Source organism: Pseudoduganella albidiflava, assembly GCF_004322755.1.
Taxonomy (GTDB): Bacteria; Pseudomonadota; Gammaproteobacteria; order Burkholderiales; family Burkholderiaceae_D; genus Rugamonas; species Rugamonas albidiflava.
This window is the reverse complement of record NZ_CP036401.1, coordinates 6240321-6253550: the sequence shown is the minus strand read 5'-3', so window position 1 is coordinate 6253550 and position 13230 is coordinate 6240321. Positions and strand designations below refer to the sequence as shown.

16 protein-coding genes are annotated in these 13230 nt (G+C 65.0%); 9 read left to right on the top strand and 7 right to left on the bottom strand.

Translation table 11 applies throughout. From position 1 onward, the window contains the following. Nucleotides 1-62 precede the first annotated feature (62 nt). Nucleotides 63-509: a PAS domain-containing protein gene (locus EYF70_RS26005; RefSeq protein ID WP_131147970.1), complete on the top strand. Its 447-nt coding sequence runs from the start codon at nucleotides 63-65 to the stop codon at nucleotides 507-509. 4 nt (nucleotides 510-513) lie between these two features. Here the strand turns inward: EYF70_RS26005 and EYF70_RS26000 are convergent, their stop codons facing one another. The 3 genes from EYF70_RS26000 to EYF70_RS25985 form a co-directional block, all read right to left on the bottom strand. Beyond that, complete coding sequence (locus EYF70_RS26000) at nucleotides 514-1335, bottom strand: class I SAM-dependent methyltransferase (RefSeq protein ID WP_131147969.1); 822 nt, start codon at nucleotides 1333-1335, stop codon at nucleotides 514-516. Nucleotides 1336-1530: 195 nt separating this feature from the next. Continuing rightward, nucleotides 1531-1860 carry a type II toxin-antitoxin system YafQ family toxin gene (locus tag EYF70_RS25990; protein WP_131147968.1) on the bottom strand — a complete coding sequence of 110 codons (330 nt, stop codon included), beginning with the start codon at nucleotides 1858-1860 and terminating at the stop codon, nucleotides 1531-1533. Then, complete coding sequence (locus EYF70_RS25985) at nucleotides 1832-2110, bottom strand: type II toxin-antitoxin system RelB/DinJ family antitoxin (RefSeq protein ID WP_131147967.1); 279 nt, start codon at nucleotides 2108-2110, stop codon at nucleotides 1832-1834. Before EYF70_RS25985 ends, EYF70_RS25990 begins: the two co-directional genes overlap by 29 nt. A gap of 226 nt (nucleotides 2111-2336) precedes the next feature. Here EYF70_RS25985 and EYF70_RS25980 point away from each other — a divergent pair, with 226 nt between their 5' ends. The 8 genes from EYF70_RS25980 to EYF70_RS25945 are packed head-to-tail and all read left to right on the top strand — an operon-like array spanning nucleotide 2337 to nucleotide 9448. After that, nucleotides 2337-3101 (top strand): GntR family transcriptional regulator, encoded by a 765-nt coding sequence (locus tag EYF70_RS25980; RefSeq protein ID WP_131147966.1) that lies wholly within the window; start codon nucleotides 2337-2339, stop codon nucleotides 3099-3101. 2 nt (nucleotides 3102-3103) lie between these two features. After that, on the top strand, nucleotides 3104-4828 hold the full coding sequence (locus EYF70_RS25975; protein ID WP_131147965.1) for a fumarate reductase/succinate dehydrogenase flavoprotein subunit: 1725 nt from the start codon (nucleotides 3104-3106) through the stop codon (nucleotides 4826-4828). A 10-nt stretch (nucleotides 4829-4838) separates the two neighbouring features. Further along, nucleotides 4839-5072, top strand: coding sequence for a 4Fe-4S dicluster domain-containing protein (locus EYF70_RS25970; protein WP_130186406.1), 234 nt, complete (start codon nucleotides 4839-4841; stop codon nucleotides 5070-5072). Nucleotides 5073-5090: 18 nt separating this feature from the next. Further along, complete coding sequence (locus EYF70_RS25965; RefSeq protein WP_131147964.1) at nucleotides 5091-6509, top strand: ABC transporter substrate-binding protein; 1419 nt, start codon at nucleotides 5091-5093, stop codon at nucleotides 6507-6509. A gap of 12 nt (nucleotides 6510-6521) precedes the next feature. Then, complete coding sequence (locus EYF70_RS25960; protein ID WP_229420568.1) at nucleotides 6522-7316, top strand: ABC transporter permease; 795 nt, start codon at nucleotides 6522-6524, stop codon at nucleotides 7314-7316. Continuing rightward, complete coding sequence (locus EYF70_RS25955; RefSeq protein WP_131147962.1) at nucleotides 7313-8188, top strand: ABC transporter ATP-binding protein; 876 nt, start codon at nucleotides 7313-7315, stop codon at nucleotides 8186-8188. The genes EYF70_RS25960 and EYF70_RS25955 overlap by 4 nt, the downstream gene beginning before the upstream one ends. Nucleotides 8189-8195: 7 nt before the next feature. After that, nucleotides 8196-9152, top strand: coding sequence for a HEAT repeat domain-containing protein (locus EYF70_RS25950; protein ID WP_131147961.1), 957 nt, complete (start codon nucleotides 8196-8198; stop codon nucleotides 9150-9152). Next, nucleotides 9149-9448 (top strand): DUF971 domain-containing protein, encoded by a 300-nt coding sequence (locus tag EYF70_RS25945; RefSeq protein WP_131147960.1) that lies wholly within the window; start codon nucleotides 9149-9151, stop codon nucleotides 9446-9448. The genes EYF70_RS25950 and EYF70_RS25945 overlap by 4 nt, the downstream gene beginning before the upstream one ends. 82 nt (nucleotides 9449-9530) lie before the next feature. Here the strand turns inward: EYF70_RS25945 and EYF70_RS25940 are convergent, their stop codons facing one another. The 4 genes from EYF70_RS25940 to EYF70_RS25925 form a co-directional block, all read right to left on the bottom strand. After that, on the bottom strand, nucleotides 9531-10349 hold the full coding sequence (locus tag EYF70_RS25940) for a nucleotidyl transferase AbiEii/AbiGii toxin family protein (protein WP_165497790.1): 819 nt from the start codon (nucleotides 10347-10349) through the stop codon (nucleotides 9531-9533). 22 nt (nucleotides 10350-10371) lie between these two features. Further along, the gene (locus EYF70_RS25935; protein ID WP_165497789.1) at nucleotides 10372-11397 is read right to left on the bottom strand and encodes a type IV toxin-antitoxin system AbiEi family antitoxin; all 1026 of its coding nucleotides are present in this window, start codon (nucleotides 11395-11397) and stop codon (nucleotides 10372-10374) included. Between the two features lie 167 nt (nucleotides 11398-11564). Next, entirely contained in the window at nucleotides 11565-12386 is an 822-nt protein-coding gene (locus EYF70_RS25930) for an ABC transporter permease (protein WP_131147957.1), read from the bottom strand. Further along, nucleotides 12379-13215: an ATP-binding cassette domain-containing protein gene (locus EYF70_RS25925; protein WP_131147956.1), complete on the bottom strand. Its 837-nt coding sequence runs from the start codon at nucleotides 13213-13215 to the stop codon at nucleotides 12379-12381. Before EYF70_RS25925 ends, EYF70_RS25930 begins: the two co-directional genes overlap by 8 nt. Nucleotides 13216-13230 lie beyond the last annotated feature (15 nt).

The following is a 13230-nucleotide window of genomic DNA, read 5'->3' as shown; positions in this document are numbered from 1 at the left end:
CAGGTTCTTCCCGTTCGCGCGCCTGTTACGAGCAGGCGCGCATTTTTCATTCAGGAGCTCACATGACCACCGAGATCGACTTCGAACAGCTGGTACGCGGCATCGGCGACGGCGTCATCGTCTGCGATGCGGCCGGCGCGATCACGTTCTGGAACGATGCCGCCACGCGCATCTTCGGCTTCACGGCCAGCGACGCGCTCGGCCACTCGCTCGACCTGATCATTCCCGAACGGCAGCGGCAGCGCCACTGGGATGGCTATCACAAGACGGCGGCCACCGGTGAAACGCGCTATGGCAACGACCTGCTGCGCGTGCCCGCGCTGCACAAGGAAGGCAAGCCGCTGTCGATTGCGTTCACTGTCGCCATGCTGTACGACCCGGCCGGCCAGGTGGCGTCGGTCATCGCCGTGGTGCGCGACGATACCGCGCGCTGGAGCGAGGAGCGGGCCCTGAAGGCCCGCGTGCGTGAACTGGAAGCGGCCGCGCGCAGCGAGCCGGTGGCTTCCTGACGGATCACGGCGCCGTGGCGCTCACGTCCCAGCACGCCGCCGTGTAGCGCACGGTATCGCCGTCGACGAACGGTGCGAAGGCTGCCACGGCCTGCGGCACGATCGCCGCCCGGGCCGCGGCATCGAGCCGCGGCAGCGCGCGTCCCACGGGGCCCATCATCGTCGCGTAGCGGGCCAGGTCGCGCTGCGGGAACGCGCATGGCACGTCGCGCGGCGCGATGCGGATGTCCTGCCAGCCGGCACCGGCGAGAATGCCGTGCACGCGTTCCGCATCGGCAAACGCGAACTGGCCAGGATCGTCCGGCTTGCGGGGCGGCTGCGCCGGCAGTTGCGCGCCCACCGCGTGCTCGGCGGCAGTCATGAACGGATTCTCCTCGGCAGTGCGCCACGCGAAGAACCGCAGCGTGCCGCCGCTGCGCACCGCCTGGCGCAGGTTCGCGAACGCGGCGTCGGCATCCTCGAAGAACATCACGCCGAAGCGCGACACGAGCGCGTCGAAGCTGGCCGGTACGAACCCGTACTGCTGCGCATCCGCACACACGAAGTCGGCAGGCACGCCCCCGGCAGTGGCCTCGGCCCGCGCGACGGCGATCATCGGCGCCGAGATGTCGATGCCGGTGGCGTGGCCCGTGCGGCGCGCCAGCGCGAGCGTGGTGCCGCCGGTGCCGCAGCCTACGTCCAGCACCCGCTGGCCGATGTCGACACCTTCCACCAGCAGGGTCTCGATCCCGCGGAACATCTCGTCGAGCAGTTCGCGCAGGTCGACCCAGGCGTTGCCACCGGTGGTGTTCCATAGTTCCTGTTGAGTAAGCGGATTCTCGGCCATGTTTTGTCCTTTCATGTAAACAAATCAATGCTACCTGCTGTCGCGGGTGAATGTCCTGGACCACCGATCCGCTGGCTTCGGGCGATGCGGGATGGATTGGCACGCGGCGCCGTGCAAGGCGCCGAGCCACCTGGGGTGCCCGACCTGGCACGGGATCCTGCGCGCAGCGGAGGCGGGAGCGTTCGGAGCCGTCCGTCAGGAAAATAGATCGGAATGCGTGCCACTGCGCACGAAGATGACCTGCCCGTGCTTGCCGCTGTCGTCGAGAAGGTAAATGAGCAGGAAGTCGCCACCGACGTGGCACTCCCGATGGCCAAGCCAATCACCTGACAGTGCATGATCGAGCCATTCGGGCGGTAGTGGGCCGTCGTTGGCAATGAGCAGCGCCATTGCTTCCTTCAGGCGGTTCATGTCGTACCGGCCCGAATGGGACAGGCGCTGCCAGTCCTTCAGGAACTGCTTCGTGTAATCGCTGGCACGAGGAAGGGGCGTCCGTTTACTTGCCGCCGGCTTTTTCGAGGTCATTGATCAGTTCCTCCGCCGTAGCGAAGCGGGCGCGGCGGTTTCCGGCGAGCTCGCTCGCTTCAGCCATGGCCGCCCGGCTGGCCGCATTCGGCGCTTTGATTGCAAACGGCAACTCTTCATCCGCAACCACACGGGTGAGGAACACACGTACGGCGTCCGAAATGGTCAGCCCCATGGCGGACAGCGTTTCCGCCGCTTGCTTCTTGATGTTCTCGTCCACACGGACATGAATCATGGTGGTAGCAGCCATATTGAACTCCTCGAGATAAATTGAGATACATTGTATCTCGCTTGTTTGATTGCTGCAAATTTGAGCAGATCCGGTGGCGCGCGTTCATATATCGATATACGCCAATCGACTGAGGCGCTTGCCGCATTAGCAAAACCGAAACGATTCGTTCCCCCGCCCGGGAGCCGTCGTTACCATCCTTGCATCGTCATCACCTGTCATGACAGGCCAAGCAAGGACACCGCACATGACTCTTTTCCGGGCACTCGAATCCTCCGCGGCACCGCTGTACTCGCAAGTGCGCGAACGCCTGCGCGAGCGGATCGTCGACGGCACCTACGAACCGGAAGCGCGCCTGCCCGCCGAAAGCGAGATCAGCGCGATCTTCTCCGTCAGCCGCATCACGGTGCGCCAGGCGCTGGCCGACCTGCAGCACGAAGGCCTGATCGTCAAGGTGCCCGGCAAGGGGACGTTCGTGGCCCAGCCCAAGCCGACCCAGGACCTGGCGCGGCTGGAAGGCTTCGGCGAAGCCATGTCGCGCCGCGGCCATACCGTCATCAACCGCGTGCTCAGCCACCTGACGGTGCCGGCCGAAGCCCACGTGGCCAGCCAGCTGCACCTGCCCGCCAGCGCCCGGGTCACGGAAATCCGGCGCGTGCGCCATGTCGACGATGCGCCGGTGTCGTATGAAATCACCTACCTGCCGACCCGCATCGGCGACCGGCTGCGCGGCGAGAACCTGGCCGAACGCGACATCTTCCTGATCCTGGAAACGGACTACGGCCTGTCGCTGTCCCATGCCGACATCCAGATCGGCGCCGTCTCGGCCGACACCGCGCTGGCGAAGGCGCTGGACCTGGCGCCTGGCACCGCGCTGCTGCGTATCGAGCGCCTGACATGGACGATCGACGGCGAGCCTCTCGATTTCGAATACCTGTACGTGCGCGGCGACGCGTTCCAGTACACGCTGCGCCTGCCGCGCCGCACCACGACAACCAACCCTGGGAATTGAATATGGAGACAATCGAACAAACCGTCGACGTGCTCGTCATCGGCGGCGGTACCGCCGGACCGATGGCGGCCGTGAAGGCCAAGGAAGCCAATCCCGCATTACGTGTGCTGCTGCTGGAAAAGGCCAACGTCAAGCGCAGCGGTGCCATCTCGATGGGCATGGATGGCCTGAACAACGCCGTCGTGCCGGGCTTCGCCACGCCCGAGCAGTACGTGAAAGAGATCACGGTCGCCAACGACGGCATCGTCAACCAGAAAACCGTGATGGCCTACGCGCGGAACAGCTACGCCATGATCGAGGAACTGGACCGCTGGGGCGTGCGTTTCGAGAAGGATGAAACGGGCGACTATGCGATGCGCAAGGTGCACCACATGGGCACCTACGTGCTGCCGATGCCGGAAGGGCACGACATCAAGAAGGTGCTGTACCGCCGCCTGAAGCGCACCCGCGTGGAAATCACCAACCGGCTGGTGGCCACGCGCCTGCTGCTGGCGGAAGACGGCAGCATCGCCGGCGCCATGGCGTTCGACTGCCGCACGGCGGACTTCCACGTGATCCGCGCGAAGTCCGTCGTGCTGGCCACGGGCGCGGCGGGCAGGCTGGGGTTGCCGGCATCGGGTTACCTGTTCGGCACCTATGAAAACCCGACAAATGCGGGCGACGGCTACAGCATGGCGTACCACGCCGGCGCCGAACTGTCGGGCATCGAGTGCTTCCAGATCAATCCTCTGATCAAGGATTACAACGGCCCGTCGTGCGCCTACGTCACCGGTCCGTTCGGCGGCCATACCACCAACGCGAAGGAAGAGCGCTTCATCGAGTGCGATTACTGGAGCGGCCAGATGATGCAGGAGTTCTATAACGAACTGCAGGGCGGCAACGGGCCGGTGTTCCTCAAGCTGAACCACCTGGCCGAGGAAACCATCCAGACCATCGAGACGATCCTGCACACCAACGAACGCCCGAGCCGCGGCCGCTTCCATGAAGGCCGCGGCACCGATTACCGCCAGCAGATGGTGGAGATGCACATTTCCGAGATCGGCCTGTGCAGCGGCCACTCGGCCTCCGGCGTGTGGGTCGACGAACACGCCCGCACCACGGTCGCGGGCCTGCATGCCGCCGGCGACCTGGCCTGCGTGCCGCACAACTACATGCTGGGTGCCTTCGTGTACGGCAAGCTGGCCGGCGAGAGTGCCGCCGCGTACTGCGCCGCGCACGAGTTGCCGGCCGTCGATGCCGCGCAGGTGGAGGCGGAACGCCAGCGTGTCTGGGCGCCGCTGCACCGCGAGGATGGCCTGCCGCCGAACCAGGTGGAGTACAAGCTGCGGCGCATGGTCAACGACTACCTTCAGCCGCCGAAGGTCACGAAGAAGATGGAGATCGGCTTGCAGCGCTTCGACATGATCCGGCAAGACCTCGACCGCATCCAGGCGCGCAATCCCCATGAACTGATGCGCGCCATGGAGGTGCATGCGATCCGCGATTGCGCGGAAATGGCGGCGCGCGCCTCGCTGTACCGCACCGAAAGCCGCTGGGGCCTGTACCACAACCGCGTGGACTACCCGCAGCGCAACGACCAGGACTGGTTCGTGCACGTGCAGCTGCAGAAGCAGGACGGCGAGATGGTGTGCTTCAAGCGCGCCATCGAACCGTACATCGTGCCGCTGGAAGACCAGGAAAAAACCGCTTATCAACGCTTGCGGGTCGCCCAACCGCTGGCCGCCTGAAGGAGACGCAATGCCCACCACGATCAACATCACCAGCGTGCCCGTCACCGTGGACGCCGACAAGTGCATCGCCCACAAGGGCTGCACCGTCTGCGTGGACGTGTGCCCGCTCGACGTGCTCGCCATCGACCTGTCGAAAGGCACGGCGTACATGAAATTCGACGAATGCTGGTACTGCATGCCGTGCGAGAAGGATTGCCCCACCGGCGCCGTGCACGTCGACATTCCCTATCTGCTGCGATGATCCTTGGAGAACAATAAAATGAACCTGTCCAGACACCTGATCGGTCTTCCCCTTGCCCTGTCCCTGTCGCTCGCTTTCAGCGGCGCCAGTGCCGAAACGATCCGCATTGCCATCGGCACGCAGGACACCACGATCAACTGCGCCACGGGCGGCCTGCTGATCCGCGAACTGAACCTGCTGCAGAAGTACCTGCCGAAGGATGGCAAGTACAAGGATGCGAAATACGACATCGTATGGAAGAACTTCACCTCCGGCGCACCGCTGACGAACGAGATGGTGGCCGGCAAGCTGGACCTCGGCTCGATGGCCGACTTCCCCGGCTCCTTCAATGGCGCCGCGCACCAGAAGGCCGGCAAGAAAAGCATCTTCATCACCGTGCTGTCGGGCAGCACGCTGGGCTCGGGCAACGGCATCGTCGTGCCGAAAGGCTCGGCCGTGCAATCGCTGGCCGAGCTGAAGGGCAAGACGATCTCGGTGCCGTTCGCATCGACGGCCCACGGGATGCTGCTGCGCGCCGTGAAGGCACAGGGCTGGGATCCGGAAAAGGACGTGAACATCACCACGCAGGCGCCGGAAATCGCCGGCTCGGCCCTGCAGAGCAACAAGATCGAAGCGCATGCCGACTTCGTGCCGTTCGCCGAACTGTTCCCGCACCGCGGCTACGCCCGCAAGATCTTCGACGGTTCGCAAGCCAAGTCGCCCACGCTCCACGGCAGCCTGGTGGATTCGGCCTATGCGAAGAAATACCCGGAGATCGTGGTGGCCTACCTGCGCGCCGCGCTGGAAGCGGACCGGCTGATCGCCGCCGAACCGGAAAAATACAGTGAGCTGATCGCCAAGGTGACCGGCATCGAGGCCGAGATCAACTACCTGTTCCATGGGCCGGTCGGATTGCAGACACGCGATTTCACGTGGAAGCCGGAATACCGGCAGGCGGTGGCGACGTCGATCGAGACGCTGCGCCTGCTGAAGCGCACCGAAAGCGACATCGACGTGAACAGCTTCATCGACGATTCCTACCTGCGCACCGCCTTCAAGCAGGCGAAGCTCGACTACGACAAGGCGCTGAAGAACTACGCCAAGCTGCCGCTGTCCGCCAAGGATGCGGTGACGGGCAAGCCGATTGCGGACTTCCGCCAGCTCACGCAGATCTGGGTGCAGGGCGAGCCGCTGGTGCGCCACTATGCAAGCGCCGGCACCGCGTTCGCCGAGCTGCGCAAGCTGGAACAGGGCGGCAAGAAGGTGCGCACCGTGTATGCGCATGACCAGGATACGGGCCTGAAGCTGCTGGCGGCCGATGCGTGGTTCGTCGTCAAGGGCAAGGAGGTGGGAGCCTTCCTGCTGAAGGCCGATGCGGACGCGTGGGCGAAGAAGAACGGCGGGCAGGTCGTGGATTACGACAGGCTCAAGGCCGATACGGTCAACGCGACTATCTGAGCGGACGCCATCGTGAACACGACCGCATCCAAAATCCTGCGCGCGATCGTCGGGCTGTTGTCGATCGCCGCCTGCGTGGCAGCCTGGCAATGGGCCGCGTCGCGCCACGCCGACTTCGGCCTGGTCACGTTCCAGAACGTGCCGTCGCCCGTCGACGTGGTGGCGGCGGCGAAGGACCTGGTCGAATCGCCGAAGCTGTCGCAGCACGTATCGGCCAGCGTGTACCGGGTGTTTGCCGGTTTTGCCGGCGCCGCGGTGACCGGCATCCTGCTCGGCCTCGTCGTCGGCCGCTCGCGCTGGGTCGAGGACGTGCTGATGCCGCCACTGGAAGTGCTGCGGCCGATTCCCGCGGTGGCGTGGATCCCGCTGGCGATCCTGATGTTCCCGTCGTCGGAGGCATCGATGGTGTTCATCACCTTCATCGGCGCACTGTTCCCGATCCTGCTGAACACCGTCCACGGCGTGGAAGGCGTCGACCAGCGCCTGGTCGCCTCGGCCCGCAGCCTGGGGGCCGGGCGGTGGAGCATCTTCGCCGAAGTGATCCTGCCGGCGGCCGCGCCCAGTATCGTGACCGGGCTGGCGATCGGCATGGGCACCGCGTGGTTCTGCCTGGTGACGGCGGAAATGATCTCCGGCCAGTTCGGCATCGGCTACTACACGTGGGCGTCGTACACGATCCAGAACTATCCCGAGATCGTGGTGGGCATGCTGTTCATCGGCGCCATCGGCATGGGCAGCAGCGTGCTGGTGAAAAAGATCGGCAACCTGTTCCTGCCCTGGTACCTGATGACGAGGACGAAATCATGAACCGTATTTCAGCACTTGAAGAACGCGCATTGGAAGACGGTGCGCTGGGCGGCATCGACATCGACCATCTCACCATCCGCCTGGGGCAGGGCAAGCAGGCATTCGATGCGGTGCAGGATGTGTCGCTGCACATCCGCCCCGGCGAATTCGTCTGCGTGCTGGGGCCGTCGGGCTGCGGCAAGTCCACCCTGCTGGGCGGGCTGGCCGGGCACTGGCAGCCGAGCGGGGGCACCATCCGCGTCGATGGCGACACGGTGTCCGGGCCGCACCCGGACCGCGGCCTGGTATTCCAGCACCACACGCTGTTCCCGTGGAAGAAGGTACTGGACAACGTGGCCTTCGGCCTGAAGATGAAGGGCGTCGGCCGCGCCGAACGCCATCAGCGGGCGCGGGACATGTTGAAACTGGTCGGCCTGGAGGGTTTCGAGGACCGCTACCCGGTGCAGCTCTCCGGTGGCATGCAGCAGCGCGTGGAGATCGCCCGGGTATTGATCAACGGCCCGCGCGTGATGCTGATGGACGAACCGTTCGGCGCCCTCGACGCGCAGACCCGCCTGAAGATGCAGGAACTGCTGCTGGACGTGTGGAGCCGCGTGAAGACGACCATCGTCTTCATCACGCACGATATCGACGAAGCGCTGTTCCTGGCCGACCGCATCCTCGTGATGAGCCCCCGCCCGGGCCGCATCATCGACGAGATCCGGCTCGACTTCCCCCGGCCGCGCAGCGCGGACCTGGTGACGTCGCCGGAATTCACCCAATACAAGCGCCATTGCCTGGCGCTGCTGCACCCGCACGCGAACATCGTGCCGCTCGACCGCCTGAGCCCCCTGGGCCCGGCCGGATCGGCACCTCAACATGCACAAGGATAAAAAGACAATGACCGATTACGACGACCCGGAACTGGCGGACATCGCCGCACGGCTGCGCGAGCCGGATGCCACGGTGCGCCGCATCGCGGTACTCGCGCTGGCGGACTTCGATGGCGACGAGCCCCTGCCGCTGCTGGTCGCGGCATTGGGCGACGCCTCGGCCGACGTGCGCGCCGAGGCCGCGCGGGCGCTGGAAGCGTTCGAGACGCCGGACAGCGTGGCCGGCGTGGCGCGCCTGCTGGCCGATGACGACGAAGACGTGCGCGCCGCCGCCGCGCAAAGCCTGGCGCAACTGAAGGTGGCCTCGTCGGCCATCGCGGTGTTGCCTTACCTCGCCAGCGGTGACAGTTTCGTGCGCGCCGCGGCGCTGCGTGCCGTGCGCGAACTGCGCGCGCCGGAAACGGCGGCGCCCGCACTGGCCGCGCTGGACGATACCGATCCGCTGGTGCGGCGCGAAGCCGTGTCCGTGCTGGGCTGGCTGAAGCACCTCGACGCCTTGCCGGCGCTGACGGCACTGGCGACCGGCGATCCGCATGCCGACGTGCGCCGCGCCGCCGTGGGCGCGCTGGGCGCCGCCACCGACGATGCCGTGCTCCCGGCGCTGCTGGCCGCCCTGGGCGACACCGCGTGGCAGGTGCGCGAGGAAGCGGCCGCCACGCTGGGCAAGCTGCGCCTGCAGGGCGCCGCCGCGGCCCTGATCGCCGCGCTGGACGATCCATACTGGCAGGTACGCCTGCGCGCCGCCCGCAGCCTGGGCCGGCTGCGCAGCGCCGATGCGCTGCCCGCGCTGATCGCCGCGCTGGCCCACACCATCAGCAACCTGCGCAAGGAAGCCGCGCTGGCGCTGGGCGAGATCGCCTCGCCGCTGGCCCTGCCGGCACTGCGCGAGGCGGCCAACGACCCGGACCCCGAAGTGCGCAAGTCGGCCCGGCTGGCGCTGCAGCAGACGGAGGCCGCGGCATGAGCGTCGGCACCATCGAAGCCATCGAAAACCGCTCGCGCGCCGGCATCCTTGCCGTGCGCTGGGCTGGCGGCAGCGAGCACGCCTTCACTCACGCCGAACTGCGTGCCGCGTGCCCCTGCTCCGGATGCCGCGCGCTGCGGCGTGCCGGCGGTACCGTCCAAGCATCGGCGGAGGTGCGGCTGACCGTCATCGAACCGGCGGGCAGCAACGCGCTGAACCTCGGCTTCAGCGACGGGCACGCGCGGGGCATCTACCCGTTCGCGCTGCTGGCCGAACTGGCTGGCGTTCATTCCTGAGTCCTTTTTGTCGGACCATCGCCCGACAAGAAATTAAGTCACGGCTCGGCTTTCGCACACATCGCCACCCGTCGGTGCGACGCTACTTTTCTGTCATCAGTCCGTCAGTGAATTGCTGAAGCAACTCGTCTGCCAACTGATCATGATCGAGCATGGCCGCGCTCATGTGCGTGAGAAGCCTGTCGCGTAGCTTTGGTGCGTGGAGAATGGCAAGCATGGCTGTCAATGTCGCCGGTGCCAGCATGCGGCGGGTATCCAGGCCGAGTAAAGCGGCCCCCGCCAGGCTGATGTCATAGCCAGTCTTTTCCATGACATCCATTGCTTCGTCGTACAGTCTGTCAAAGTTCCCGGCCCGATGATAATTCCCCATCAAGAACCGCAAGTCCAGTGCGTCCTTTGTGTGCTCATCGTGCCTGTCGGCCCATGCAAGCAACTTGAGCGCGGCAAGCCCGGGAAGCGAGACGACGCGTATGTCGAATCCGCCGACGTCGACTGTCAGCGCGGTTTGAAGCGCCTCACCATAGCCTGCGACGTTCATCACGACGTGCATGTCGGGCGGCCATGCAATTTCATGCGGCTTATGTTCCACTGCGCCAAAAGGCACGAGGTCCAGTGGATATGCTTCGCCGTGTTTGCCAGGTTCGAAATAGAGCCTGTGCGCGATGGGCGATGCTTCATGAAACTGCCCGGTCGCGATCAATTTTGTCCGGATCATGCCGAACTGTTGCCAATCCCGGATAGCGATCGCGAAATCAACGTCGCGGGTTGCACGGCCAGTGGCAATGCCGAAGACGTGCTGCATCAGAATATCTCGCGCAGTGGCACCGATGACGAAATGATCGATGTCATGGGATCGAGTGATCTGCTGAACTGCACGGAGGATTTCCAGCGTCTCTGGCAACAGCGGACGCTCCGACGGAATACTAAGCATCGTTCATTATGTCCAAAAGATGGGACGCGACTTCGATATTGCGTGGATCGCCGCTGATGAGCAGGTCCGCGTAAACCAGGGGAATGGGAGCGATGCCCTGTTGCACCTCCAACTCGGCGATCTTCCAAAATGGCTGTACTACTTCAATCGCACCCTGGTTATCCTTGCGTAGCCGGAACTCGCCGACAATTTCATTCAGCGCTCCAGGAACATCCATGTCCAGATAGATAGTAAATTGCTGAGGCTTCAGGTGCTTTGTTAGCACTGCTGCAGCCATTTCGCCGCCCCAGGCAGCTACGCCTTGCGTCGGAAGCCATTGGTACAAGCGGTCGACGTTGTCTGCTGCGAAACGCAGGCGTTCCAGTTTGGGCCTCAGCCGATTGGCGTATCCTGCGCTCCATTCACTGATCAGCAACCTCTCGTTCTTCAAGCGGCGTCCAGTCTTTGTCGTGGCAAGAAAATTCCGCGCGGCGAGCGAGTTGAACACTTGGCCAATCGAGCCTGTTGATACTTTTGCCGCCCACGAAATCTCGCGGTACGACGCGTTGATCAGTGCGGGTTTGGCGAGAAAAGCGAAAATCATCCGCAAGGCAGCCGGCGTGGCAAGGGAACCCGCTTCCAGTGGCGCATCGTCGGCAGCTGTCTTTAAGCCGGCAATGAATATAAACATGCATTGCCCGTCTGTCAGGTATGCGTTACCAGCGGCATCGAGAAACTGGATACCTGCGGCGCGGCAGCGCAGCGCCATTTCCTGGCTTAGCGCCGGTGTAATGAGTAGAACCGAGTTGCCCGAATTGGTACGCGCCCTCATGTCTGCGAGCACTGCAAAGTGGGAGATCCGCATCTTGAATTCGCACCTGTAGGTGAGGAGCGTTTCGTTGATCGCCAGTTCCACCATTCCTTCTGACAGCATCGAGTTGGGCATGACATGGCCGTCGATACCTGCAGAGTTGCGCAAAGCGGCCAGGACTTTTGGTAGCCATACGGCAAGTGTTCGTTCCCATTCTTTTGGGTTCATTTTTTTACTCCGTTCAGTAAACCCGAACAAGATATGATTATGAACACCTATGCTGTTCTGTTCAATTAATTTCATAGTTCAGAAAAACTGAACGTTGCAAATATCTGAACGGACGAGCCCGGCAGCGTTGGTCCGACGGGGGCATGCGGTGATTGCTGCCAGGTCACTTACATGCGCCGCCCGAAGCTCTGCGTGATCCGGTCCACCACGATCGCCAGCAGCACCACGCACAGCCCGCTCTCGAAGCCGAGGCCCACGTCCAGCTGCTGGATGCTGCTGAGGACTTCGCCACCGAGCCCGCCGGCGCCGACCATCGACGTGACGATCACCATCGACAGCGCCATCATGATGGTCTGGTTGATGCCGCCCATCACGGCCGGCAGCGCCAGCGGCAGCTGCACCTTGAACAGCAGCTGCCAGGGGCTGGCGCCGAAGGCCTGGCCGGCTTCGAGCTGTTCCCGGTCCACCGCCAGGATACCCATGGTGGTCAGCCGCACGGCGGGCGGCATCGCGAATACCACGGTGGCCAGCACGCCGGGCACCCGGCCCAGGCCGAACAGCATCACGGCGGGGATCAGGTAGACGAAGGCCGGCATCGTTTGCATGAAGTCGAGCACCGGCCGCAGCGCCGCGTGCACGCCGCGATGGCGTGCGGCGAGGATACCCAGCGGTACTCCCAGCAGCAGGCTGATGGCGGTGGCGGCCAGCGTCAGGCCCAGCGTCGCCATGGTCTGCGGCCAGTAGCCCAGCGCCTCGATCAGGCCGAGCGCCAGCACCGCCAGTACGGCGAATCCCGACGACACGCGCCGCCATGCCACCACCGCCGCGAGCGCGGCCAGCAGCCACCAGGGCAGGGCCTGCAACGCTGCTTCGACTGTGCCGGCGAAGAATTCGATGCCCTGGCCGATGACGTCGAACCAGGCGCCGTGGTGGTCGACCAGCCACCGCACGCCGTCGTTGATGTGGCTGCCCAATCCCAGCTTATCCATGCAGGGCTCCCGCCAGGGGCGCGGAGTGCGCCGCCCCGATAGCAGGCGCAGGGGCAAGCCAGGCCGGACTCGCGCCGCGGAAGAACTTGCGCACATGCTCGTGCGCCGGGCTGTCGACCAGTTCTTCGGGCGTGCCATGCTGCAGCAGCCTGCCGTCGTGGAGCAGGGCGATCCTGTCGGCCAGGTGCAGTGCCTCGTCGACGTCGTGCGACACGAAGACGATCGTGCGGCGCTTGTCGCGCTGCAGGTCGAGCAGCAGGTCCTGCATGTCGCGGCGGGTCAGTGGGTCCAGCGCCGAAAAGGCTTCGTCCATCAGCAGCAGCGCGGGATCGACGGCCAGCGCGCGCGCCAGGCCCACGCGCTGGCGCATGCCGCCGGACAGCTGGTGCGGGAACTGCTTCGCATTGCCGGCCAGCCCCACCTGCTCCAGCACGGCGGCGGCAAGGCGATGGCGCTCGGCCTTCGGCACGCCGGCGATCTCCAGGCCGAAGGCGGCATTGTCGATCACGCTCCGGTGCGGGAACAGCGCGAACGACTGGAACACCATCGCCATCGTGCCGCGCCGCAGGTACTGCAGCTTGCGTTCCGACAGGGTGCCGAGATCGTGCCCGCCGACGATGACCTGGCCCGACGTCGGCGGCACCAGCCCGTTCATCAGCCGCAGCAGCGTCGACTTGCCGCAGCCGGAAAGGCCCATCAGCACGCAGATCTCGCCTTCGCGGACCTCGAGCGACACATCGTCCAGCGCCGCGGCGCGGCCGCCGGCCGGCGCGTCCGGCGCGGGCGGATAGATCTTCGTCACGTGATGCAGGGTGACCGTGGCCGTCATGACGCTTCTCCCGGA